This window comes from Corynebacterium sp. P4-C1, assembly GCF_030503595.1.
Taxonomy (GTDB): Bacteria; Actinomycetota; Actinomycetes; order Mycobacteriales; family Mycobacteriaceae; genus Corynebacterium.
The window spans coordinates 1342536-1369124 of record NZ_CP129966.1; the positions used below are offsets into that span (position 1 = coordinate 1342536).

Annotated in this window: 10 protein-coding genes and 3 pseudogenes; 5 read left to right on the top strand and 8 right to left on the bottom strand. The window is 61.4% G+C overall.

From position 1 onward, the window contains the following. Nucleotide 1 precedes the first annotated feature (1 nt). From QYR03_RS06335 to QYR03_RS06355, 5 genes are all read right to left on the bottom strand, one after another. On the bottom strand, nucleotides 2-10858 hold the full coding sequence (locus tag QYR03_RS06335; protein WP_301713484.1) for a non-ribosomal peptide synthetase: 10857 nt from the start codon (nucleotides 10856-10858) through the stop codon (nucleotides 2-4). A gap of 100 nt (nucleotides 10859-10958) precedes the next feature. Further along, nucleotides 10959-12377 carry a lysine N(6)-hydroxylase/L-ornithine N(5)-oxygenase family protein gene (locus QYR03_RS06340; protein WP_301713485.1) on the bottom strand — a complete coding sequence of 473 codons (1419 nt, stop codon included), beginning with the start codon at nucleotides 12375-12377 and terminating at the stop codon, nucleotides 10959-10961. 79 nt (nucleotides 12378-12456) lie between these two features. Then, the gene (locus QYR03_RS06345; RefSeq protein ID WP_011274125.1) at nucleotides 12457-14184 is read right to left on the bottom strand and encodes an ABC transporter ATP-binding protein; all 1728 of its coding nucleotides are present in this window, start codon (nucleotides 14182-14184) and stop codon (nucleotides 12457-12459) included. Continuing rightward, nucleotides 14177-15901 carry an ABC transporter ATP-binding protein gene (locus QYR03_RS06350; RefSeq protein ID WP_019176099.1) on the bottom strand — a complete coding sequence of 575 codons (1725 nt, stop codon included), beginning with the start codon at nucleotides 15899-15901 and terminating at the stop codon, nucleotides 14177-14179. Before QYR03_RS06350 ends, QYR03_RS06345 begins: the two co-directional genes overlap by 8 nt. A 93-nt stretch (nucleotides 15902-15994) precedes the next feature. Next, nucleotides 15995-16222 (bottom strand): MbtH family protein, encoded by a 228-nt coding sequence (locus tag QYR03_RS06355; protein ID WP_011274127.1) that lies wholly within the window; start codon nucleotides 16220-16222, stop codon nucleotides 15995-15997. A gap of 271 nt (nucleotides 16223-16493) precedes the next feature. Here QYR03_RS06355 and QYR03_RS06360 point away from each other — a divergent pair, with 271 nt between their 5' ends. From QYR03_RS06360 to QYR03_RS06375, 4 genes and pseudogenes are all read left to right on the top strand, one after another. Continuing rightward, complete coding sequence (locus tag QYR03_RS06360; RefSeq protein ID WP_301978467.1) at nucleotides 16494-17678, top strand: IS256-like element IS3503 family transposase; 1185 nt, start codon at nucleotides 16494-16496, stop codon at nucleotides 17676-17678. A gap of 60 nt (nucleotides 17679-17738) precedes the next feature. Next, nucleotides 17739-20216 (top strand): hypothetical protein, encoded by a 2478-nt coding sequence (locus QYR03_RS06365; protein ID WP_301713560.1) that lies wholly within the window; start codon nucleotides 17739-17741, stop codon nucleotides 20214-20216. 240 nt (nucleotides 20217-20456) lie between these two features. Continuing rightward, a pseudogene (locus QYR03_RS06370) lies at nucleotides 20457-20630 on the top strand (hypothetical protein); the annotation flags it as partial. Nucleotides 20631-20685: 55 nt separating this feature from the next. Next, a pseudogene (locus QYR03_RS06375) lies at nucleotides 20686-21185 on the top strand (IS30-like element IS1513 family transposase); the annotation flags it as partial. A 36-nt stretch (nucleotides 21186-21221) separates the two neighbouring features. Here QYR03_RS06375 and QYR03_RS06380 read toward each other — a convergent pair. Further along, complete coding sequence (locus QYR03_RS06380) at nucleotides 21222-22571, bottom strand: IS256 family transposase (RefSeq protein WP_301713562.1); 1350 nt, start codon at nucleotides 22569-22571, stop codon at nucleotides 21222-21224. Between the two features lie 55 nt (nucleotides 22572-22626). Here QYR03_RS06380 and QYR03_RS06385 point away from each other — a divergent pair. Then, nucleotides 22627-23352, top strand: a pseudogene (locus QYR03_RS06385) (IS30-like element IS1513 family transposase); the annotation flags it as partial. A gap of 54 nt (nucleotides 23353-23406) precedes the next feature. Here QYR03_RS06385 and QYR03_RS06390 read toward each other — a convergent pair. Continuing rightward, nucleotides 23407-25563: a DUF6541 family protein gene (locus QYR03_RS06390; protein WP_301712447.1), complete on the bottom strand. Its 2157-nt coding sequence runs from the start codon at nucleotides 25561-25563 to the stop codon at nucleotides 23407-23409. Nucleotides 25564-25611: 48 nt separating this feature from the next. After that, complete coding sequence (gene truA, locus QYR03_RS06395; protein ID WP_301712448.1) at nucleotides 25612-26541, bottom strand: tRNA pseudouridine(38-40) synthase TruA; 930 nt, start codon at nucleotides 26539-26541, stop codon at nucleotides 25612-25614. Between the last annotated feature and the right edge of the window lie 48 nt (nucleotides 26542-26589).

The following is a 26589-nucleotide window of genomic DNA, read 5'->3' on the forward strand; positions in this document are numbered from 1 at the left end:
TCTACGAGCGCGCCTCCACAAACTCCGCCACGCGCTCGACTGTCCGCAGACCGTAGAATTCGCGCACGCCAACCTCCACTCCCAGCTCTCCACGCAGCAGTGCGCAGAGCTTGATGACCGCCATGGAGTGCCCACCCATGTCAAAGTAATCAGCATCCACCGGCACGTCCTCGGGCTCAATATCTAGCGATTCGGCAAACAGCTCCGCCGTGATCTCCTCGGTTTCGTTCGCCGGTTCGCGGCCCTTCTCCGTGATCCTTTCTCCCTCACCCAGTGCAGCAAGGTCGGTCTTTCCATTCGACGTCACCGGCAACTCATCCACGATCGACCATCGATCCGGGATCATGTAGCTGGGCAGTTCCTCGCGCAATGCATTACGCACGCCAGTCAGGAAACTCTGCCGCACCCCCTGGTCCGCATCGCGCAGTTGTGGGGCCACGAGGTGACAGGCCAGGAGTGTGGCGTCGGATATACGAACAGGAACGGTCACGCAGTGGAGGATGCGGGGATCAACGCCGCGGGACACGGCGGCCGAGACGTCGCCGGGATCCACGCGGTGACCACGAATTTTCACCTGATCGTCGCTGCGTCCGAGGTACTCGAACATGCCATCCGCACGCACGCGGACGATGTCTCCCGTGCGATACATCCGCTCACCCGGGGCGCCCCACGGGCAGGCGACCATGGAGCTGGCGGTGCGCGCCGCGAGCCCATGATACTCCTGCGCTAAGCCGCTGCCCGCGAGGTAGAGCTCACCCGGCGCTCCTGTAGGAACGGGGCGCAACCACGGGTCCAAAACGAACGCCGCCGTGCGATCCACCGGCATTCCGATCACGGGCGTGGCGCTCTCATCCGTGCCAGCACCCAGGGCGTTGATGGTGTACTCGGTGGGTCCATAGAGGTTGTATCCGCGCACGTCATCGGCCTTTCGCAAGGTCTCCCACACGCCGTGCGAGACAGCCTCGCCGCCCAAGAGCACCAGCCGCGGGCGATGCGCGCCGGATTCCAGCATCCCCTCCGCGAGCAGCTGCTCGGCAACGGTCGGGGTGACGTTGATGACATCCACCTGATGCGCGCGAATGGCCTCAACCATGGCCACAGCATCGCGTCGCAAATCCTCGGAGAAGATCCGCACCTCGTGGCCTTCCACCAGCCAAAACAGCTCTTCCCACGACATATCGAAGGCGAAGCTGATGGCATGCGCGATCCGCAACGTCCGCCCATCGGCAGCAGCTGGGGCGAAGATCTTGCGCCGGTGATTGTCCAGCATGTTGTGCAGCCCGCGATGCTTGATCACCACGCCCTTGGGCTTGCCGGTCGATCCGGAGGTGTACATCAGGTAGGCATCGTCCCCGGGCACCGCCGCAGGCGTGTGGGTGGTGGCGTGGGAATCGGCAGTGGTGACGTCGACGCAAGGAAGCGCACCGATCCGCTCCATGCGCTCCCGAGAACTCGAGTCCACCAGCGCGGCTGCGGGCTGGCTGTCCTCCACGAGGACCCGGAGCCGCCCATCGGGGTGCGTCAGATCAAGCGGCGCGTAGCGCACCCCTGCCCACAGGGCTCCCAGCAGAGCCACCACCGAATGCGCGGAGCGCTCCACCGCAATGGCGACAGTATCGCCGCTGGTCACGCCGCAATTCTTGATCTTTTCCGCAATGTCGGAACAGCGAGCAATCAGCTCACCGAACGTCCACTGCTGTGCGTCATCCGCTAGCGCGATGCGATCTGGGAAGCGCTGGGCGGTGTCCTTGAGCTCATCCGCAATGGTGCGGTCAATGCCTTCGGCCTTCTGCCAGGAAGCCATCTGCTCCGTCGTGCTTTGCGGGGAAGAATCCTCCGCTCGGGCTGGCGCCAACTGGGCCAGCTGAGCGAGCGGGACCTCTGGTGTGTCCACAAACGCGGTCAGGACTTCGGTCGCGGCCTTGAGCACGGAATGTGCGAGGGACTCGTCCACCACGTCGTGGCGGAATTCCAGCTTGATGCCCAGCTTCGGCCCCGGAGTGAATACCCAGGTCAGAGGGAAGTGCGTGGAATCTTCCGCGCGCTCCTCCACAACCCCGTGGCGTTCCCGAAGTTCCGCTGCTGCCTGCGGATCGAGGAAGTTCTGCACCACCACCATGGAATCGAACAGCGTGCCTACCCCCAGCTGCCGCTGGATGGCGCCGAGGTCCGCGGAATCGTGGTCCATATCCTCGATGCGCTGGCGATAAACATCCTGGACCAGTTCTTCTATGCTCTGGCCGGGCCGAGCTGTCACTCGCACTGGCACTGTGTTGAGCAGCACTCCCACCACATCAGACATGGCGGGGTCGCTCAAGGCATCGCGGCCACTGACAGACTGACCAAACACCACATCCGAATCCCCTGTGACAGCACCCAAGGCCACGGCCACGGCTGCGTTGACCACGGAGGTCAACGTCACGGCCTGCGCCCGGATCTTTTCCTGCAGTGCGCCGGTCAGCTGCTCGCTGACCTCGGCAAACACCTGGCGAGGCAACTCGCTACCAGCGTGCTCTGAAGAGATATCCGCGGCCTGCGGGGCAACGAGCGTGGGCTGAGACAACGTCTCTAGGCGATGTACCCAATAGTCGCTATCTGCCTGCTCTTTGCGAGTGTCAACGGACTCGAGCAGGGCGTCAGCAATAGAACAACCGCGAGGAACCAACTCTCCCGCACCCTGCGTGCGGGCCTGGCCGGACCTCAACGTCAGCCTCTCGAGGAAGGTTTGCAGCATCACTGCACGCGACCAACCATCGACCAGAACCAGGTGGTAGGTAAGAAGCAGCGTGTCGCCAGGCTGTCCGTCACTTCGGCCGGTGACGATGGTTGCCTTCGCCAGCGGCACGGATGCGAGATCGATGCCCGCGCTGCGATCAGCGTGCATGATCGCCTCGAGATCCCCTTCGGTGGTCTCGACGGGGAGGTCAATGCCCTGTCCACTCCACGGCAAGTTCTGCACGGGTTGGCCGGAAGCATCGGTGTGGAACTCCGCGCCCATGGCTGGATGCACGGTCACTGTGTCCCGGAAGGCTTCCACCACGGCCTCGGCATCCAGTCTCCGGTCAAACGTCAACGCAGTCTGTGCAACGTAGGCACCCGGTGCTGCCACCTGTGACTGGAACCAGATTCCGCGCTGCAGCACGCTCAGCGGAGCGCGGCGTCCTGAGGATTGCTCGCGGCTGACGTGCTCCTGCAACTCGCGAGCAACCTCGCCGATGGCGCTGCGCAAACGCTCGGCGGAAATCACCGCATTCACCACGGACAGCTCCATGCTTACGGCCCGCTCGCTAGACCACACATCGGCCTCCACCAGGTAATCCGTCCACTGGCAGGCGGCATCGCCCGGCGCGTGGAGGACAGCGCCAGTCTCTCCCCGTCCGAGGTAGTTGACCAGGATCTGTGCCCCATGGGCCAGGGTTCGCTGCCCTTGCGGGTGTGTGTATCGCAGTGCCTGATAAGTGCGGCGGTCCGGGGCTGTGCCGTCCTCGTGGAGCGCGCGCATTTCCGCTGCGGCACGTGCTGCATCCGCTGGATCAGCCAACGGGATTTCCACCGGCGCGATGGTGGTAAACCATCCGAGGGTTCGACCATAGGAATGATCAGCCGGACGTCCGTGGCCTTCTACGTCCACGGCCCAGCTCCGCGCGTCCGTGCCCATTGTTCGAGCCACCGCGACGGTCACCAGTCCTGCCACGAGGTCCTGAACGTCCACACCCATCACGTCGGGTGCAACGCTCTGCAGGACCTGCGCGGTCTGTCCGTCAATGTTCACTTCGAGCGTGCTCACATGATCCGTACTCCACTGGTTCGAGTCCTCGACGGGCCGTGGCAGCGTAGCCAGTTCACTCCAGTGCAGGGCATCCTGAGCTGCTGCGGTGTGAGCATCGTGCAGTTCTTGCAGGCAAAGATCCTTGTAGCTCGCCTGCCCGGAGAGAATCCTGCGCCCTGCGAGCGCATCGCGCAGATCGTCTTCCAGAATCATCCAACTGGCGCTATCGATCACCGCGTGATGAGCAACGGCCTTGACGTACCCATCCACACACCCGAGCACCACGCTACGACCAGCAGCAATATCGATGTGATCGATCAATGCATCCACGTCCAAAGCCCGCACAACCATAGGGCCGTCTCCCTCGGCACCAACAAAGTGCGCGAACGCAGAACTGGTGTCCACGCGCGTACGAAGCATCGGATGTGCCTGCGCTACCTGCTGCAGGGCCTGTTCCAAGTCCTCCACAGCGACTGGCCCCAGATCCAAGCGGCGCGCCTGCACAAAGCGGTCGCTCATGCCTCTTTCCATCTGCCTGCGCAGCATCGCCGGGATGGGGAAAGCCCCCGAGATCTCCTGGTGCCCGTCCTTGGGCAGGGCTTCTTCCTGGCTCTGCCTTGTTTCCTGGATTTTCTGCTGGGTGGCCTGCGGCGTGACCCGCTCGGCAATCTTGCGTGGCGTGCGGCCCAAGAAGAAGTCCCGCGGAGTCACGTTGAGATCAGCGCGCGCCAGCGCGTGAGTAACGCGGATGGCAAGAATACTGTCTCCACCTAAGCGGAAGAAGTCCGAGTCCGGCTCCACCTCGGCGCGGTCCAAGCGAAGTGCATCAGCAATTGCCTGCGAGATCGCCTCCACCAGATCCGAGGTGCCCGAAGCCTCCTGAGCAGTAGGAATCTCACCCAGAAGGTCCAGGATCGCGCGCTCATCCCGCTTGCCATTGATGGTCTGCGGCACCTGCGTACTCACCGCGAATAGCTGCGGAACCATGTAGGCAGGGAGCGCGTCTCGGGCCGCTGCGGCAGCTCGGGAGGTGATCGCCTTTGCGTCGGCACGAGAATCCGTAATCAACAACGCACCCGGCACCTGGCCTTCGGGCAGATCGACGACCACCACGGTGGCCTCCCGCACACCGCTGACCTTCTCCAGCGCGCTCTCGATCTCCCCCAGCTCCACGCGATAACCGCGCAGCTGCACCTGCCTATCGGCGCGGCCCACGTAATCCAGATGACCGTTGTTCAGCACCTTTGCCATGTCATTGCTGCAGTACATCCGCGCGCCGCCGCCAACGAAAGGATCGGCCACGAAGCGGGAGGCCGTGGTAGAAGCAAGCCCCCAATAACCCGCGGTGACCTGCGGCCCGGCAACGTACATCATGCCGGTCTCTCCAGGCTGCACCGGCTGTAATTGCGCGTCCAGAACATAGGTACGCAACCCGTCCATCGGGCGGCCGATCGGGCTGCGGGCCTCCCCTGCATTCTCGGAGCATTCGTGTGCTGTGACGTGCACTGTCGTCTCCGTGATGCCATACATGTTGATAAACCGAACATTCGGATGAGCACTGCAGTAGGCAGCCTCTGCGCGGGCCTCCAAGGCCTCGCCGCCGAAGATCACCGTGCGCACCGCAGAGTCCTGCCCGAGGTGCGGCTCCAACGCGGCAAAGGCGGTTGGGGTCTGGCTCAGCACCGTGATGGCTTCGGCACGCAACACCTCTGCGGCATCCTCGGGCGAGCGCATCAGCGCATACGGCATCACCACGGCACGCCCGCCGGAGCTCAGCGCTGCCCACATCTCCCACACCGAAAAGTCAAAGGCGAAGCTGTGGCTGATCGACCACACGTCCTCCTGCGAAAACTCCACGTGGCTGCGAGCATTGCCCAGCATCGCGGTCACGTTGGCGTGTGTGACGGCCACGCCCTTCGGCCGCCCTGTGGAGCCGGAGGTGTAGATCACGTAGGCGATGTCATTGGCACGGGCCACGCTTGCCGACCGGCCCGCAGGCGGCTTCGCTTCCCCGCTCATCGTCTGTTCACTGACCACGAGGACGGGACAATCTACCAGCTCAGAGACCATTTTTTCCGCGCTGGGAGACACCAGCACGGCATCGGGCTGGCAATCCTCCAGGATCAATTCCACCCGCGCTTGCGGGGACAACGGATCCACGGGAACGTAGGTGCCGGCGGACATCGTGGTCGCCAGAATGGCCGCAACCTGCCACGCATCGCGCTCCATGAGCAGGGCTACTCTCGGGGTGTGGATGGCAACCTTCCGGTCCAGCACAGCGCGTATACGCTGAGCGGCGTCGTCTAGTTCTTCGTAGGTCCAATGCTCCGCAGCACCGTCTTCTCCGATGCTGGTCAGGGCGGGCCGGTCGCGGAAATGTTCGAAGCTGCGTCGCCACAAAGAAGGAAGCGTGTCCACACCAGATACCGCACCCAACGCCTCTGCAACCTCACCCACGGTCGCCACCGCACCGGATTCAGACAGCAAAGAATCCACACTCACCGCGAGCATCTGCGCGATCCTTTCGGCACGTACCTCGGTGATTCGCTGCGGATCGTAGATCAGGCGCAGTGGGTGCTCAGCGGAAGGGTTGACCACGACGGACAGGGGAAAGTGCGGCGCGCCATTGTTGCGCACGTCAGCAACCTGTAGTGGCGAGCCGGGGCAGCCCACGTCCTGTGGAGATAGCGGCACCTCCACCACCATCAACGTATCCAGCAGTTCGCTGGCGTTGGTTCCCAGGTCGCGGGCAATATCAGCCAGGCTGACGTGCTGCACATCGCGGACCTGATTGTTGTGATGGACCATGGCGTGCAGCATGCTGGTCACCGGCAGGGTGGGATCAGATTGCCCCGGCGCGACCACCGGGATGGTGTTGAGCTGCATGCCCACGGCATCGGCCACGCCAGGAACGGGAATGTCGCGGCCGGAAACGGAAGTGGCAAACACCACGTCAGCCCCAGGTTCGCAGCCCACCAAGGTGCGAAGGACCAGCCCCCACGCCGCGTGCACCACATCCGGCAGGCCCACACCCGCTGCCCGAGCACGCTCAGACAAGCCAACAGTCCGCGGATCGTCTACCAGCAACTCCCGGCGCTCGAGCGAACTCGAAGGATTAGGGCACAGCACCGTGGGGCGTACCTCGCGCATTTCCTCGCGCCAGACGGACATATCGGCTTCCGCGTCTCTGCGCGCCACCCATCGCACGCTGCCGGCCATTCCGGCGTCCGGGTCGTAGCGCGGGATCCGGGCATCGTCATCCCGGTAGATCTCCAGGAGATCCCGCAGCATGATGGGCACGGACCATCCGTCGGCGATCAGGTGATGCACCGTCTGGATCACGGCGATGTCCTGGCCACACACCGCACCATCGACACTGGTCGGGAGCACAACGGTCCATCGCATGAGCGGCTCGGGCGCGGCATCACCGGGCGGCTGCAAGGAGATTCCCCGCGAGATGTCGTCAGCGGCAATCTCCTCCGCACGCTGCGCGAGCCAACCCTCCAATCCAGCCTCAGCCAACTCAGCAGGCACCGTCACCTCCCGAAAGTCCACCCGCAGATGCTCGGCAATCCCCGGATCAATCACGGCAACCACATCGCCACCGTCAGTTTCCCAAGGGCGGGTGCTCAGTGCGGGGTGGCGTCGGATCAAATTACGCGCAGCGCGAGCGAATCGCTCCCGGTCAAACGGTTCGCTGCATTCCACCCGCAAGACCTGTTGCTCCACATACGAACTGGCCGATTCCTCGAATAGCGAGTGGAAGTACATGCCGTGCTGCAGCGGGGTCAGCGGCAGCACGTCCTGCAGCTCCGCGGAGCTCTGTGCAGTGATTCGTGCCAGGTCCGCAGAGTTCACGGTTGCGGGGGCAACGTCGCCCACGGACAACACGCCGTGATCGGCAAGCGCTGCCACCTCGCGCAATGCCACATCCCAGTGCGCGACCAATTCGTCGATCCGTTCGGGGGAGATCCTGCCGCGCGCCCAGGAGATCGTGGTGCGCAGGACGTATCCCTCGCCGGTGTCTTCGGCGATCGCGTTGAACTCCAGCTCGCGGACCAACGGCTGGTCCGGGTCGCGTTGCTCGCCGAGTTGGCCGGTGGAACCCGCGGGAGCGAAATCTTGTGCTCCTGCGGATACGCGCCCCAAGTAGTTGAACAGCACCTGTGCCTGCGGAGGGGTCTTCGCGGACTGATGCAACCAGGTGTGGGCCTGGTAAGGAACGCCGTTGCCGGGGATGGCCGCGAGCTGGTCTTTCACTGCATTGAGTGCCAGCGCTAGCGGCGCGATGTGGCCCTCGGTCGCCGCGGAAGCCTCCTGCACTGCCGCCCGGGTGGGGTCGATCAGCATGGGATATAGGCAGGTGAACCAGCCCACGGTGCGTGAGAGGTCCGCTTCCCTGCCCTGTGGCCCGGGTACGAATCGGGTTTCGCGGCCGTGCCCCTCCATCTCCACCAGGGTCCATGTTTGTTTGTTTCGACGCCAACGCGCCAACGCCACGCTCAATGCCGTAAGCAATACGGAATTCGCCCCCGTGCGGAAAGCGTGGGGCACCGCACCCAGTAATTCGTCCGTGATCTGCACTGATGCCTCATGTACCACGCTGCGCTCCTCACGGACTGTGGGCGCTTTCTCGGGACTATCAGCAAGCGCTGGCACCTGCGGGTCCCGCAGAGGTTCATCCGCACTCGGCAATGGGGGCAGGGAACTATTGGCATCCTCCGCGAATTCGCCAGTATCAACGGCCTGTTGCAGCAGCTGCGTCCATCGGCGCAGGGACGTCCGCTCCGGCGCGAGCTGTTCCCCGCGATACGCCGCGGCGAGGTCCTCGCCGATAATGTTCCATGACACGCCATCGACCACCAGGTGATGCACCACCAGGCGCAATCTTCCGGGCACCAGCCCAGCCGCTACCACCACTCCGACTGCCGGATCCAGCAGTTCAGAAAGCGCAGCGATGTCCGTGGTGGGGTGGATCGCCACCGCTTCTTCGCCAGGACCCTCCGGGAGTTCCAGCCGCAAGGGATTCCGCTGCACACGGGCCCGCAGTGCAGGGTGCGCCTGCAGCACGTCAGCCACCATTCGCCCGGCCAGCTGCGCATCCACATCTTCTGGAACTGAAAACTCCACGGACTGAATGAAGCCGTCCACGTGATCAGTAATGGAATCGAACCAGCGCAGAATCGGCAGCGACTGCACCTCACCGGTTGGTTCATCGTCTGGATCCTGCACGAAGGTTCCGCGCTCTTCGGCGCACCGAGCCAGTTGCTGTGGAGTGCGCGCAGAGAAAATATCTCCCACACTCACCTCCACCCCGCGCCGTCCCAGAGCCGAGACCAGGGTGATGGCCCGCAGGCTATCGCCACCGATATCGAAGAAGTCCGTCTCCGCACCCACCGCGCTAACCCCCAATGCTTCAGCCATTGCCTCCGCGAGCAGAGCAACGGTTTCCCCGTCACGTTCAGCATCGGCCGGGGCATCAGTGAGCGAGCTCCAATCAGGTTCCGGCAGTGCCTTCCGATCCACTTTTCCGTTGGCCGTCCGCGGCAACTCATCCATGACGGTGATAATCGCGGGCACCATGTATTCGGGCAGTACCTCGGCACACCAACTACGGATCGCAGCACCCACGAGGCCCGCAGTCACCGTCACGTAGCCCAGCAGTCGCCCCTCCCGAGCAATCACGCTCGCCGCCTCCACATCTGGGTGTCCCACCAGCGCAGATTCCACGTCCTCCAACTCCAGACGCATGCCACGGATTTTCACCTGATTATCGGCCCGCCCCACGAATTCCAGCGAGCCGTCGTTGTGCCGGCGCACCAGGTCTCCCGTGCGGTACATCCGGGTTCCGTCCGACGCAAACACATCCGCAACAAAGCGGCTGGCCGTGAGTCCTGGGGCATTGATATACCCCTTGGCCAGCAGGAATCCGGCCACATAGAGTTCACCAATTTCTTGGTCTGGAACCACCCGCAGGTGCTCATCGAGCACATAGAGCCGACAGTTGGGATTGGCCACACCGATGCTCGTGTTGAGGCGATCCTCGTCGTCACGGTAGATGACGTGGGAGACACCGATGGTAGCTTCCGCTGGCCCGTACCCGTGGTACAGCGGGATGGCCAGCTGCTGGCGAAAGCGACGGAACAGCGCCTGGGTGAGCATCTCTCCGCCACACCAGACATGCCGCAAGCTGTCTAATAGATTCGTGCCTTCGGCCTGTTTGAGCATGACGTCGAGAACACTCGAAACCAGATACGCAAACGTCACGCCCTCGCGATGGATGAGGCGGGCCAAGCGTTGGGGGTCTTGCTCCACGCCCGGCGCGGCCACCACCACGCGGCCCCCGCAAACCAGCGGCAGGAAGATCTCATTGATGGAGATATCAAAGGCCAGCGGTGCCTTGAACAGGGAGGCATCATCGCGGCCGAAGAACAGGATCTGATCGCGCTGCCAGAGCAAGCGCTCCACGATCGCACCGTGGCGGATCATTGCGCCCTTTGGGCGGCCGGTGCTGCCAGAGGTAAAGATGACGTACGCAACGCTGTCCGTGGACGGCGGGGTGAACAGCTCGCGGGTGGCATCGAGGTCGAATAGCGCGTCTTCGGTGAGCGCGCAGTTGTCCGGCGTGAGTACGAAGCTCAGGCTGGCATCGTGGGTGACGGATTCCCGGCGCGCCTGCGGCCACGAGGGGTCTAGCGGGACAAAACTGCCACCGGCGAGCAACGTGGCGACGATACCCACCACCATCTCCGCGCTGCGCGGCAGGGAGATTCCCACACTCTGACCAGCGTCAATACCGTGTTCCCGCAAATTTCGCGCTACAGCAGTTGCATGGGCGACGAGCTGCGCATAGGTCAGTCTGTGCCGGTCATCCACCACTGCGAGCGCATCCGGGGTCTCCTGCGCATGCTGCAGGAGCAGGCTAATCAGGTCCGGGCGATCGCGATCCTGATCCGTGTCATTCCATATGCGCTGCTGGGCGATCCGATCCTGTTCACTGCGGCCATGACCGATGACGGCGCCGCCATCTCGAGAAGCAAGCGTATCGCCAGAGGAAAACGGAGTGTGAGCAGACGATCGGGTGGGCACAAAGAGCCTTTCGGTTGATGGGGAAACAGGGAATCAGACGCGGATGGCGGACGTCGGGCTAGGTGTCAGCCAACCTCAAGCGGAGCACGGCTCGGGAAAATCAGCCTGCGATCAGGTGCGAAGAATCCCGATGTTGCTCGGAGCGGAGATCTTCATCCGCCGGCGCACGATGCGTGCGTTGCTGACCCGTGATGGCCTCCACCAGTTCCCCGGAGCGGGTCGCGATGTTGGAGAGCAACGTGGAACCGAGTCCATGCGTGGCCTCAGTTGCTCCCTGCACGAAGAGTCCTGGCACGCGCTCGCCATTGAGCACGGCGCCGTAATCCCTAGTGACGGTGAATTCTTCACTGCCGTGACTATCAGCGTAAATCCCCGCAAGACCGCGAGATCGGAAGCCCGTGGCGCACACCACCACGTCAAAGTTTTCTGTCACCACGTCTCCGGTTACTCGGTGGCGAATGTCCACGTCGACGCTGCCGTCGGAACAATTACGCGCACCGAGCACCTCCGTGGTCCGGCGAATATCGAGCCGCTGACGCCCGGTGACGCTTTCCCGATACTGACGGTCGTGGAGCTCATCGAGGAGCTCAGATTCCACGCAGGCGTAATTGGTGTACCGGTGGCGGATCAACAGCTCGTTGCGGATCGCATCGGGCGCATGGAAGAAGTCATCAACGGCCTCCGGGTCGAACACCCGATTGGCGAAGGGGCTGTCATCGGCGGGGATGAAGCCGTAGCTGTTCAAGCTGCCCGTGACGGTATCGATATGCGGGCAATCGTGGAAGTACCGGATGGCCTCGGCTGCGGACTGGCCCGCGCCGATCACCAAAGCTCGGCGGATATCCCACCCACTGTTCAGCAGCTTCTTGGTGCGCGGGAGCAAATCGATGTTGTGGAAGATGCGCGAGGTGTCCAAGGAGCTGTCCTCTGCCCACGCAGGCATCTTGGCTTCCAGACCGCGGGCAACCACCACGTTGCGGCAGCGAATGGACTCCGACTGCTGAGCTCGCTGCCCTTCGGACTCACCGCTTCCTAACTTCCTGCGGACGTGCACCACAAAACGAGCTCCGTCTGCGGCCAGTTCCGGAAGCGTCTCGATGGACGTCACGGTGGTGTTGTACTGCGTGTCCACGGTGATGTGATCCGCGATCCATCGGAGGTAATCGGCGAATTCCACGCGTTCCGGGGTGAAGGTTTGGCGGTTAATGAAATCAATCAAGCGGTCGCTGTGATGCAAGTAGTTGATGAAGCTGAAGCGGCTCTGCGGATTGCGCACCGTAACCAGGTCTTTAAGGAAGCTGATCTGCATGTTGGATCCTTCGAGGAGCATGCCTGGGTGCCAGTTGAATTCCGGGCGGGCTTCCACAAAGAGTGCATCGAGTTCTGGAGCTTGCTCTTCGATAGCTACCGCGAGCCCGAGGTTTCCGGGGCCGATGCCGATCCCGACGATGTCGCGGACGGAATTTTCGTGGGTACTGCGCTCTGCGGATGTCTGAGCTTGACGATCGATGATGGTCACTATGGCCTCTCTGTAGGATGCGCCAACCAACTTCTTAGGGTAGGCAATGCAAAGGGTAGGCTAACCTATCTTCTATTGCTCAACAACCCCCTAGCGGGAATTGCTCACCCCGCGTCCGCAAACTCCCAGCTAGAGGCTTCACATCAACTACGTCCTCGGCTACCGACTGGAAGGCCCTCCCCACACACAGGACCACCGTGGTACGCCCGCGGCGAATATCTCTCACCGCACGCGCCACTTTCATGCCCGTCATTGAATCCACTGACGAGACCGGATCAACCATCACCAACATCTCCGGCTCAGCCAGTAGCGCTCGTGCCAATCCCAGCCGCTGCCGCTGACCACCGGAAAGATTGCGCGCACCTTCGGTCAGCTCGTGATCCAATACCCCGGCTGAATGAGCCGCCCCCGGCGCCAGTTCATCGAGCCCTAAGGCGTTAAGAATGTCTACTGCATCCTCCGCCCTGCCCTCTCCAGAGCTCCGCAGCACCGCCTGCCCCACTGTGTCCCCAAACAATGCCGGCTTCCGAGGCTCGGCAAGCACAGCGGAACGCACATCGTCTACCGAGATCTCGCAAATATCGCGCCCCCGGATCCACAGTTGTTGAGTTTGTGGCCTAGTCAGGGAGCCAAGCTCCATCGACTCCCCCGCGACCAACGCATCCACCAGAGCATCTGCCCATGCGGCTGAACAGTGCACCACCGTCAGTCGCCCCTCTGCGAACGCCACGGAAGCCTGCTCTGATCCCTCGACCTCGCCGTCTCCTTCGGCCTCACCGTCTCCACCGCGCATGGAAATGGCAGGCGTGCCAATCTGAGCAGATGGCACGCCCTGCCCCTCACGCAGCCGCTGAGCTTCCGCCACGCGCTGCAGCCTCCGAACGGAAGCCCTCGCCAATCCAATGAAGCGCGGCATTCTGCTGCACTGCCGCATCGGCTCCGCGATAAATTGTGACAGCGCCACCACGGTGACCAACTCCCCCAACGTCACATCGCCGGAAATGGTTCGATAGCCCGCGTACAGGCCCACCGCACTCAGCAACAGCACATTGCTGCCCATCGCCACGGCTTCATAACCTCCGCTGACCCACGCGAGCTTCCGAGCATCCGCACACGCCTCTTCAGATTTACGCGCATATCCACGGTAGGCCGGATGCGCGCCAGCCACTCCCGAGATCACCGGCAGCCCCTGCAGAATGTCGGTCATGCGCGCGGTCACTCGCGCGAGCAGAGTTTGTTGCCGCTCCGCGCGGCGTTCAATGATCTGAGACAGCCGGTGCAGGACTATCAACACCACCGCGCTGAGCACCAACACCACCACTCCCAGTGGCAGATCAATCAGCGCCAGAACAATCGTGCAGAAAATGGCTCCCACCAGCGCACTGATCCCCACCGGGACCACTTCGATGATGTCTACCGCCTGCACCACGTCTTCACCCACCACCGTGGGCAATTCCTGGCGAGGCAGACTGTCCGCATCGTCGGAATGCCCACCATGGCTCACCACCTGCGAGGTGATGCCTGCCCGCAATTCACATACGTTCCGAGCCGACGTAGCCTGCAGTATCCGGAACCCTGTCTGCCAGCTCACAGACACCGTCGCCAGCGTAGCGCCTAAGGCTGCGATTCCACCCACCAGGTGCCACACATTCTCGCTAGCGATAAGACTGTGCGCCAACCATCCCAGTAACACCGCAATCATGGCTTCTGCCACGTGGTAGATGCTCAGCAACAAGCCACTCAGAGCCATCGCGCGAGAATTTTTTCTGACCAGCCCGCGCAGCGTCACCACCTTGTTGTCAGACACGCGCCTGCCTCCCCTGCTCATTCCAGGCGGTCCACATATCGGCATATGTTCCGTTTCTTGCTGCCAGCTCCTCGTGCGTACCTGTTTCCACCACGCGCCCGCGCTCCATCACCACCACGCTATCGGCGGAGGTTGCTTGGCTGAGCCGGTGCGCAATCACCATCGCCGTCCGTCCGCGGATCGCCGCGCGGGCAGCGTCCTCCAAGGACATCGAAAAGGCCTCGTGTGATTGCTGTGTTTCCTCGAGGTCACCGTCATCTTCGGCCGTTGATTCGTCAAGAATGACGACGCCAGCCCGAGACAATGCCACCCTGGCCAGCGCCAGACGCTGTGCCGCCACCGCATCTACGTGCAGGCCCCCTTCGCCCAGCATTGTGTCTAAGCCCTGCTTGTCGCCATGGGACAAGGATGTGCACCAATCTTCCGCACCGGTTCGGCGCAGCGCATCCCATATTTCTGCGTCGCTGGCACCTTCGGCTGCCAGCAGGAGATTATCGCGCAAACTCATCGCGAAGACGTAGTTTTCCTGGGAGGCAACGCAAAAGATCGAGCTTCTTTCTTGCGCACTCATTCCCACCACGTCGCACCCCCCAACGGTGATCACACCCGGCTCTGCCATCTCGAGGGTTCCAGAGACAATTTCCGCAACCGTGGACTTGCCAGCTCCCGATCCGCCGACCACGCATACCGTGCACCCCGCAGGGATGTGGAACGCCAAGTCATGCAAGATCTCTGGGCCATCCTCGTACCGATAATTCAGGCCCTTGACCTCTACAGCTGGACTCTGCCGATGCGAGGAGTAGTCATCAATCGGCTGTGGCGTATCCGCACCCGCGGAGCGAATGAGTCCCACGATGCGCCCCAAGGCCGCCCCGCTGCGCTGCAGTTCATCAAAGGTGAACAGAATCGTGCCGATCGGCACGAACTGACGGTGGAACAGAATCAACGCTGCCGAGATCTCGCCCACCGTCACCGCATCTTCGCGGAAGAGCAACCAGCCTACGACAGACAGGGCTGACAACCCCATGAACTCCGCGAAGTTCTCCCGCGCCACCAGCCCGGAAAACACACGAAACGCAGCGATTGATTCGTCCCGCGAAGCCTGCGCGTAGCGCCTGGTGAGACCTTGGCGGCTATCCACCAGCCGATGCGAACGAACCGAACGAATGCCCTCCATAGAACCTTGCAAGGAACCGATGACACCGGCTTCTAATTCGCGTTGGCGTCGATACAAAGGGGCAGAACGAGGAAGATACCATCGCAACCCCAGCGCATAGAACGGAATCCCGCACAGCCCCGCCAACGCGAGGCGCCAATCCAACCCCGCTATTCCAGCGCTGGCCACCACGACCATCACCAGCGCGCTGAGGGTCGATGGAACCGACTTGCGGGCACTGCTCACCAGCGCGGCGACATCCGCACCAACTCGGCCCAGCACCTCTCCCCGGCCCAGGGACTCCACCGTGGTGGAAGGCAGATTCAGCACCGCGGCGACGGCGCGCTCACGCAACTTCGCAACTACCTGGGCAATCGTCACACCCGTCAGCGCCTCCGCAAGGCCAGCGACAACGGCAGTACCAACACACGCCACGGCAGCCCACACAATCACCTTCAGCACGCCAGACTTGCCGTCACCGGCGGCTACCGCATCGATGACGCTGGCCAGCAGATAAATGGGCGCCAGAGAGAGCAAGGCACCGGCGAAAGTGAACAGCACCGCACTAATTGCTGGAGTTGCGGTGCGACGGAGCAGGCGGCCAATCTCCGCAGCGGACTCACCAGGCGAAGCAGTGGGAAGTACGGCACTCACTTAAGCGTGAGACTTTCCTGCCGGTTGCAAGGTGGTCCACTCGCGGTCGATGAACTCCATCGCCTCGTCCCGCGATACCCCGCCGTCTACGCCACGGGAAGGGTCTCCCAGAGCCACGGTCCATCCGTCTGGCACGGCGGCGAACGTAGGCCACAACGAGTACTGTCCCTCGTCGTTGATAAGGGCGAAGAAGCTGCCCTGTTCGTCATCAAACGGGTTGCTAGACAACACGCGCTCCTTGTCTCATGATGCGGAAATAACGGGTTTATGGGCTGCGTTGGCCAAAGTGGTGGCACAAGTGCAGCAAGCGTGAATTAACTTAGCATAACCTAATATGCAGCTTTTGAGGGTTAAGTAAAGAAAAGTGTGTCCGCATGCCACCATAACCCCAGACCACACACCACAAATCACCAAAGAATAGCTCCCCGAAAGCTATTACCCACACCATCCCGCACCTCCGGCCACATTTGTGCTAACCGCACACCGGTTGGATTAAAGGATGACCACCAACCGCCCCAGCTGCCCACTATGCGGCAACAACACAAAGAAAAACGGCACCACCAGCAAATCAACCACCCGTTGGCGCTGCACCCACTGCGGACACTCCTTTACCCGCAACACCCAAACCCACAACAAAAACACCGCCACCATGGCTTTGTTCATCCAATGGGCCACCGGCACCCAATCTCTAACCACCTTCGCCGCACACCATGGCGTAACCAGGCAAACCATGCACCACCGATTCCGATGGTGCTGGTGGATCATCCCCACACCCACCATCGACCCATTCCGCATCCATGACCAAATCTTCCTCGACGCGACCTATCTAAAGTCCGGATGCCTCCTGATCGCAGCCAGTAAAACCCACGTCATCAACTGGACCTGGGCCAGACACGAAACCACCGCCGCCTACACCGAACTCCTACGCCCCATTGCCGCACCACTAATCGCAGTCACAGACGGCGGACAAGGTGCCCAATCAGCCATCCACCACTGCTGGCCAACAACACGCATCCAACGCTGCCTCGTCCACGCCCAACGAACAGTCCGCCGCCACACCACCAGCAACCCCCGCACCGATGCCGGCAAAACCCTCTACCGCCTAGCCCTGAAACTCACTCGCATCACCGACCTTGACCAAGCATCCACATGGGTCGCCCACCTGCACGAATTCGACCACACCTACCGGGAATGGATGAACGAGAAAACCACCACCAAAGACCCCGTTACCGGCGCCTACACCAAGGTCTACACCCACCAACGCGTCCGAGCGGCCTATCAATCATTGCTATCTCTGCACCGCAGAGACCTGCTGTTTACCTACCTGCAACCCCCACCAACAACCATCGACCCCGACAACCTTGCAGCAACAACAAACAGCCTCGAAGGTGGCATCAACGCCCCCATAAAAGAACTAGCCCGCAGACACCGCGGACTATCACTACCGCATCAACGCACAGTGATGGATTGGTGGCTGTATCTACATACAGAAGTCCCTGACGATCCGGTCAAGATCGCCAGGGACCAACGATGGGGTCAAGACGCACTTTCCACAGCAACAGACCTGATCACCCACAACACCACAGCCACTACCAATGACATCGGTGCACCAGCAGAATACGACACCGCCATCGACACCAGCTACCAACACAACCTCGGCATCCAAAAAGGCTGGATCAAATAACCGCAACACGCCCGGAAAAGACACACTTTTCTTTACTTAACCCGGAGGTGCGGCGTAACCATGGAGGCAAAGAAAAAGACCCCCGTAGCTACCGGGGGCCAAGAAACAACAACGGGTCAGGATGCTGCGGTTTCTGACCTCAATGATACCACCGTGGTATCACTCGGTCAACCGGGAGATACAACTTCTTCGCCTGTCCATACCGTGACTCCGAAACTCACCGATGAGCACCGTGCAGAGCTGTACGCGAGCGCGATCTCAGATGAGGTTATTGCGTCCTGCGGTGTGTACACAGCACGCACCATTGAGGCTGTGCCCAAGGAACTGCAGTGGATCGGTCCTGATGCGCTGCCGTCTCTCGTCTTTCCAATGAAAGAGATCAGCGGTGAAACCACGTACCAAGTCAAGCCTCGGCCTGGATCGGTGTGCGACAGTAAGGGTCGGCCGATGAAGTACGTCTGCCCGACCAAGGACAATGAGTGGGGTACCCCTCCGCCTGCGCTAACAGTGCTGCGCCCTGTTACTGATGAGACGAAGTATGTACTTATCGTGGAGGGCACGAAGCAAGCCCTCGCCGCCCTGTCGAACACGGACGACACGGTTGCTGTTTACCGCGTCACGGGCATCTGGGGCTGGAAGGGCTTGCAGAATTACGCTGTACTCTCGCAGTTCATGGACCTGTACGTCTGTATCGTCCCTGATGCAGACGCCAGTGAGAACCGGTACGTCTATGACGGCGCGCGCGAGTTTCGTGAACTGCTTGTCCAGTGGGGTGCAACACCGGTGCGCTTTGTACAGGTACCCGGTCAGGGTAAGCAAGGTCTCGATGACGTGCTGGCTTCTCTGCCTGAAGACAAGCGTGCGGAGATGCTTGAGCTGTGGATCAGCAAGGCCCAGGACAAGCCTGCTCGGAAGATGCCGAAAATGCCTGAGCTTCCCGGTGGTGCAGCTAATGAGAGTGAGTTGGACGCTCTGATGGAAACGATTCGTTATCCCGGGTCTGAGGTGATGGATATCCACGAAGGTAATGATGAGGTTCGCAACGAGAAGATCTTCGAGATTGTCAACGAGAAGTTTGGTGGCGAGACACTGTTTTCTCAGGGAGAACGGGCTGTCCAGATGCTGCATAGGCCTGCAACGTCTGCTTCAGATAATCGTCGTTGTGACGTTGTGCCTGTCACACGCTCGAACGGTATGAGTATCATTCGTCGCTCGGTTACGACGTTTATGATGATGAAAAACGGCCCGAGAAGTGTCAGTCTCCCTGGCTCTGAAGTTGACAACATTTTTCAAAGCGAGTCTGTAAAGAACTTGCCTCCGCTCAACGGTGTTGTGCATTCGCCGGTTGTTACTGAGAGCGGACGGATGATTCTCCACTCTGGATATGACGTTGAAACTGGGTTGGAGTTTGACCTCGATCCAGCTGTTGAGGGTTTGGATGTACCAGCCAACCCGACTGAACAAGAGGCGGACAAGGCACTTGAGCTTCTTCGCGAGATGTTTTGCGACTTTCCGTTTGAAGACGAGTCTGACTTTTTTCACGTGTTGGCCTGGATGATTACAAGTATCGTGCGTCTCTGGCTTGACGCGGTACCTGCCTTGGCCATTACGGGTAGCGGTCCTTCGGTGGGTAAAGAAAAGCTCCTGAAGGCAGCGGCTATTCTGCTCACAGGTGACGCGCTTCCCGTTTCTACGTGCCCTAACAACGACGAAGAGTGGGGGAAGGTGCTCACGTCGGTTTATGCGGCTGGTCATTCCCACGTGCATTTCGATGAGCCTCCCCGCGAGATTGATTCTCGATACCTTCGATCTGCGATCACGAATAAGACCTACTCGGGCCGTGTACTCGGCGAGTCACGACAAATTGCCGTTCGCAACATTCTGATGATGGCCTTTACCGGCAATAACGTGCGGTTTTCTCGCGACATGGCTCGCCGCATCTACTACTGCCGCTTATCAACAGACGTAGATTACGCGGAGACGAGGTCAGATTTTAAGCACAGTCCGCTAGAGGATTGGGTGCTGGAAAACCGTGGCCCGCTGATGACTGCACTGCTCACGATCATCCAGTCGTGGATAGCAGCAGACAAGCCGAAGCCTCCGTCTGGAAGAGCCGAAGGCAGTTTTGAAAAGTGGTATCAGGTCGTTGGAGGAGTGATTGTCCACGCGGGCTTCGAGGACTTTTTCGCGGACATTGAGGAGCAGCGTCGTGAGCGTAATGATGGCGAAATCGCCGATATCCAGCACCTTCACTGGCTTTACAAGTATGTGCAGGACAATGAGTTTTACGACTTTGAGGACGGTTTCCGCGCGTGGGATATCGAACGGATCATTAGCTCCATTGGCGAACAGTTGGACCTAGAAGACTCAAAGGATGTGTTGTGGAAGCAGCTGGGTATGGCAGATGCTCACGTACCCCTCCCCGACGGTATCTACGGTCTCCAGGACGCAAAAGCATACAGCCTGCAGAAGGTGTACAACTTTCTCAAGAACAGAAATCTTGAGGGTCTTGCAGTAAAGCGTGCTGTCAAGGGGTGAATGCGCCACTTCGACCGGGAGGTAGTTGTGACGCGTTGGACTCCGAAGGATGTTAAGGATGCTGCTGTTGAGCGCGTGGTGGCAGGCGAGGCAGTTAGCCTGGTCGCGCGTGATGTGGGTGTAGGCCCCGAATCGGTTTACGGTTGGTTGAGGGTAAGAGGTGTCGAACCTCCAGGCAGGCGTGCGAGTCGTTTGCGTGATCCGTTTGTCCGTGAGGCTGTTGGGTTGGTGCGTGCAGGTATGTCGATCAGTCAAGCAGCACAGACTGTTGGAATATCGACTGGCTTGCTTCACAGCAGGTTAAAGAAAGCTGGTGTAATCGAAGTGCGGCCTAGACGCGCCCACTTGTCACCTGATGAACGTGCCCAGGCCGTGGAGCGAGTGCTTGCTGGTGAGAGCTGTCAGACAGTGGCTGATGCTATCGGTGTGCATCCTTCTACCGTGTATGGGTGGATAAGGAAGCAGCGGTATGCGAAGTTACGCCGGCAGCGACATCGTCGAACGCCTGATGAGGCGGTGGTGTCTTTGCCAGATACAGGCAAGAAGCTGGGTAAAGATTCTGTTATGCCAGCACCGATGAAAACTCAAGCCGTTGATGGATTTCCTAGCGGCGTATTCGACAAACACGCCTTAGTAGGGCGTGGTCGCAGGCTTACTGTTGAAGACCGTGTTGCTATTGAAGCGGGATGTCGTGTCGGTGATTCGGCACGAGCCATCGCGCAGAAAATAAATAGGCACCACAGTGTCGTCGCTCGTGAAATCACCCGTAATGGTTGGAAGATCGTCGATGAGGACGGCACAGAGCAGCTGCGGTATAACGCCCACAACGCTGCTGTTTCTACTGCTGGTCGGATGGTGCGGCCAAAACTACGCAAGCTCGATGAAAGCCCAACGCTTCGGGGTGTAGTAGTCGATTGCCTTGCCCGCAGGTGGTCACCTGGGCGCATTAGTGCATGGCTTGAGCATGCTTTGAGAGTGTCCGATTGTTTGTGTGCGGGGTTTGGTTTACAAGTAGTCCGCGAATCGGTCGGGGTACGCCACGGCTAGTTGGTTGATGGCTTGTTTCCACCCGTTGGCTTTCGCTCCTTCAATATAGCCGTTGCATTCGATGTCGCGCTTCGCCTTCTTCGCTCGCTGGGCGGCGCGCTTGTCTTCGATGTTGCAGATCATCAACCATAGGGTCTTCAGCGCCGCGGTATCGTTCGGGAATTGGCCCCGGTTACGGGTAGCTTTACGCAGTTCAGCATTCAGCGATTCGATCGAATTGGTGGTGTAGAGCACCCGCCGGGCCGCCGGCGGGAACTGCAAAAACGGCACGAACCGGTCCCAGGCGTCGCGCCAGACTTTGACCGACTGCGGGTATTTACGGCCCAACTCTGAGGCCTCGAAAGCATCCAGGCTGGCACGGGCGGCGTCCTCGTTGGCGGCCGTGTAGATCTCACGTAGCGCCCTCGATACGGGTTTGCGGTCTTGGTAGGACACCCACCGGTTCGCAGCTCGAATCAGGTGCACGATGCAGGTCTGCACCATCGAATTCGGCCAGGTTGCCTCCACGGCTTCCGGCAGGCCTTTGAGCCCGTCGCAACACACGATGAACACGTCCTGGACGCCACGGTTGGCCAAATCTGCGCAGACTGATGCCCAGAATGCGGCACCTTCATTGTCTGCGATCCACAATCCTAAAATGTGCTTGATGCCGTCGATATCCACACCGATGGCTATGTAGCAGGCTTTGTTGACCACCCGGTGACCATCGCGGATCTTCACTCGCAGCGCGTCAAGGAAGATCACTGGGTAGAACTCGTCGAGTTGCCTGTTCTGCCAGATCAGCACCTCATCCAACACCGCATCGGTAATGGTACTGATCGTATCTGGGCTCATATCCACCCCCAGGGTGCCGGCGAGATGGTGCTGAATATCGCGCACGGTCATCCCGCCGGCGTACAACGAGATAATCATGTCGTCGAGCTCTGTCAGCCGACGGGATCCCTTCGGCACCATCTTTGGAACAAACGTGCCAGCACGATCCCTCGGCATAGTCACTTCCAACGCGCCATACCCAGAATTGACGGTCTTGGTGTACGACCCGTTGCGGTGATTGCTCTCCTGTGCGGTTTCCACCCGGGCCTTCGCCTTACGGTCGGCATGGCCGTAGCCCAAATGCGCATCCATCTCCGCCTGCAGACCAGCGTTGATCGATGCCTGCAACAGGCCTTTAACCAGGTCGCTTGCATCATCAGCAGAGGCCGACAGCTCGCTGATCAGGCTGGCCAGCTCAGGATTTTCCATCAGCTTCTCGCTGATCTCGTTGACCCTCGCCGGGTCATGGCCTTTCTTCGGTGACACAGCAGTCATTATCAGTGAAACTCCTTCAGATCAGAGCCTCACACACAAACTTCCTGACACCCTCCATGCTTTCAGCGATGATGAAAGCATGCGTATTTCCCACGAAGCGATCTACAGTGCCTTATACATTCAAGGCAAAGGCAGCCTGCGAGCCGAGCTTGAAGAAGTCATGAAGACTAAAGACGTACTTATCCGCGGCGGCTCAACACGCAAGCGTCGTGCCCGAAACGCTGGCGTGTTAACCGGTCGCCCTTGGATCAAAGGTGCTGAGATCACCCACCGCAGCCCGGAAGCTGATGACAGGGCTATTCCCGGGCACTGGGAGGGCGACCTTGTTATTGGTAAAGGTGGCAAAAGCGCGCTGATTACCCTAGTAGAGCGCACCAGCCGTTACACCCTGCTTGGACACCTTCCCGATGAGCACAGTTCACACACCGTGGTCGCAACCCTGCAGGACATGGTCAAAGACCTCAACACCGAGCAGCTAAAGACCATCACATGGGACCAAGGCGCAGAAATGGCTGTCACAGCACAAGTCCAGATTAAAGACGGCTGCCAGGTGTTTTTCTGTGAACCGCACTCACCGTGGCAGAGACCAACCAACGAGAACACCAACGGCGAGATCAGGCGCAGGTTCTACAAAAAGGGCACCGACTTTGCCACCGTCACACCCGAACATGTCGCGTGGGTGCAAAATGAGCTCAACGAAACACCCCGACAAATCCTCGGCGGCGCAACCCCACGTGAAATACTTAACGAACTATTCAAGCGTGGCGCATCCACCGCTTGATTCCGCCGCGGTGCTGTTCAAACCGGGAATGCGCACTGAAATGCGCAACGGGGGTTATTCGTCGACTGCCGCGAGCTCCTCCGTCAACGGCCGCAGCTCCGGGATCTCGGTGGAACCGCCGTTGGCCACGGCGTCCTTCTGCAGTTCGGCGAGCTCACTGTCGGTGAACTGCTTGTCGACGGCAAAGATCGTCACCTGTCCGCGCTGGTAAACGGGTGTCACTCCGGGGGTGGACCAGAGAGCCTTGTGTACCTGCCAGTTGCGCGGGCCGTTCCAGAAGGTGTTGCCGGAGGAGACGATGAAGCGCACGCCGAGGTCCGCGGCGGCTTCGTCGACGGGCGTGACCGCATCCGGGTGCCCCTTCTCGCCGGCGCCGAGTTGGCCGGCGCGCCCCCCGAGGACGATCGAGTCGGTGCCCATGCCGCCGGAGGGCCACAGGTAGTGGCGGGCGACGGTGGGCACACCGTAGAGGCCGTACGCCCACGAATACCCGTCGGTGGACTCGCCCATAACAAGTCCCTCCTTGGTCTCGGGGCGGGAAGCGAGCCACTGGTACGCCTTCAGCTGGTCGTCGTCGACCATGCGGTCGTTCACGCGAGAAGCGTCGAAGGCGAGCCCGGCGCCGTCGACAGCCACCGTCGACGCCCACGCGCCGGTTCCCCACCCAGCGAAGACGGCCAGGACCGCCGAGGCGGCCGATGTGCCCCACACCCACGGGCGGGTGCCGTAGCGGGCCGCGATAGGCGCCAGCGCGAACACCCGGATGATCACAGCCACGCCCACGGCTGCGGCGGCGATGACCGTCATGGCCACCACGGTGACAATGCGGTGCGCCGAGTTGTAGTGTGGCGCACCGAGCGCCGTCAACAGCGGCTCCCACATGCCCTCGAAGGGGCGCAGGGCGTGGGCGGTGCAGGCCACCATGATCCCGTAGAAGACCGGCGCCCACACCTGGCCGCGCCACACCACCACCGCCACGGCACCGAAGCCGGCGAGCCACAGCAGGACGGTGGGGTCGAAGTCGGGGAAGAATTCGCCGACGTGGCGGGTGCGCATCATGAACGCCTTCTCCCAGGCCTCCGCCGCGGTGACGCTCTCCTGGGCGTCCCAGGTGTTCACTTCTTCCGCCTGCGAGCTGCCGGCGAGCAGCTGCGGCAGGAATGCCGCGGGCGCGCCGATCGCCGGGATGGCAAGCCACAGCAGATCACCGACACGAGAGCGGTCCGGGTGCCACAGCAAGTAGGTCAGCCAGTACAGCGCCACCGCCAGCACGACGACGAGAACAGCGGACGGGTGCACCTGCATCATGCCGAGGAATGCGAAGAGCGTCGGCAAGGCCAGGGCGCGGTAGCGCGGCACCTGCATGAACAAAGCAATGGCGATGCCGGATAGCCCGATCGCCACGATGTAGGGGCGCATGCCCACGAAGTCCGGGATCCACACCAGCACCGGGGAGGCATACACAGCGATGCCCGCTAGACCGGCGGCGATCTGCGCGACCATCCCGTGCCCGCGCGCCATCGCCCACGCGAGACCTGCAGCCCCCGCCGTCAGCGCCAGGCTCGGCAGAACTATCGACGCCAGATTCAGCGCCTCCACCGGCTCCAAGCCCGCGGCATGGCCGAAGAGGGCTGTCGCCGCATGGAAAGCGGAGGGGTAGAACAGGTCGAGATGCGTCTGGGGGTTCTGCAGCTCGCCCATCCGGGTCGGCGAAGCGATGCCTTCATCCATGATGAAGCGGACGGCGTTGACGTGCCATTGTGTGTCCCAGCCCTGGACGACATTCTTCAATTGGCCGGGGACCTGCGACTGGAGCTCCAGCTGTTTGGCGATGAGCATCCACGCGCCGACGGCGACGCCGGCGCCGGGCAGCACCCACGACGGGTCGGCGATGCTGCCCTTCCGCCAGTCCCCCGGCCACAGCGCCCGCCGCCAACTCGCCGCGCCCCTGCGCTTCGCGCGGCGGGCGAAGGCGTAGCGCCAACCACCCGCCGCGCACAGCATGAGTATCAGGAAGACGACGAAGGACGTCCAGCCGAAGCGGATGCCCATGGCCCCGTACATCCAGCTGGCAAGCCCGACGATGCCGAAGGTCGCCGGCAGGGAGGCGGCAGCGGCGGCGGGCAGTTTGGCCCCCGCCACCCACGCGAACAAGAGTCCCGGCAAGGTGAACACAGCGATCGCCAACCACACGGCACCGACTGCGTCCATGCGTCCCACCTCCGTGGAGATCCGTTCGAATTTACCTGCCCAAGAATTCTATTCCTTCGTCCCGGATGTCTCGGAGTGCACCTCCGAAAGATCCCGGCGTTGCGCGGTGTGGGCCGCGCGAGCTGCAAGTTCGCTTACATCGGGGTAATCGACGGCGATGAGGGTCAACCCGTTCGCGGGGGCCAGCCGTACGGAACTGGAGCGTTCCTTCTCCCCCAGCAACCCAGCCGCCCAACGAGCCGCCCGCTTGCCGGAGCCCACGTCAAGGCATGTGGCTACCAATGCGCGGACCATGTGCCAGCAAAAGGCGTCGGCCACGATCACCGCTTCATACAGTTCTGGTTCCTCGGCGGTGGACACGTCGTGCCACTCGAAGGACACGATCTCCCGGATCGTCGTTGCGAACGGGCGCGCCTTGCAGAACGCAGCGAAGTCGTGCAGCCCGACTACCGCGTTAGCCACCTCCTGCATGGCGTCTAGGTCGACTCTCCGCGGCCACACCGCTGTGTCGCGGACGCGGGTGGGCAGGGCTCCCCCGGCCGCCGTGGTCACCCGGTAGCGGTACGTGCGCGTCAGCGCGGAGAACCGCGCGTCGAAGCCGTCGGGCGCGAAGCCCACGTCCGCCACCCGGATGTCGGGTTCGAGCATTTTCGCTAATCTGCGCACCAACCTCCCCGGATCCCCCTCAATCGACCTCTGGTCCAGCGACGCCGCAGGAACATCCGCGTGCGCGACCTGGCCTGCTGCATGCACCCCGGCGTCGGTGCGCCCCGCCACGGTCAACTCCACCGGGTGACGCAGAATCAGGCTCAACGTGTCCTCGATGTCGCCCTGCACTGTGCGAAGTTCCTCCCCGCCCGCCGGTTTTTGCCGTGCCCAGCCGTGGAAGTCGGTGCCGTCGTAGGCGATATCGAACCGCAGGCGAACCATTTCTCCCCCGCTGGAGGGCACGTTGGTGCGGGTTTCTTCAGTGCTCATGATTCTCCATACGCTAGCAAGAACGCCCGCTCCCCAATTTCGGGGAAC

Excerpts from the sequence above, each read along its gene's own strand:
- QYR03_RS06360 (WP_301978467.1), top strand. The coding sequence starts at position 16,494 with ATGACCACCAACCGCCCCAGCTGCCCACTATGCGGCAACAACACAAAG.
- QYR03_RS06365 (WP_301713560.1), top strand. The coding sequence starts at position 17,739 with ATGGAGGCAAAGAAAAAGACCCCCGTAGCTACCGGGGGCCAAGAAACA.
- QYR03_RS06380 (WP_301713562.1), bottom strand. The coding sequence starts at position 22,571 with ATGACTGCTGTGTCACCGAAGAAAGGCCATGACCCGGCGAGGGTCAAC.
- QYR03_RS06390 (WP_301712447.1), bottom strand. The coding sequence starts at position 25,563 with ATGGACGCAGTCGGTGCCGTGTGGTTGGCGATCGCTGTGTTCACCTTG.
- truA (WP_301712448.1), bottom strand. The coding sequence starts at position 26,541 with ATGAGCACTGAAGAAACCCGCACCAACGTGCCCTCCAGCGGGGGAGAA.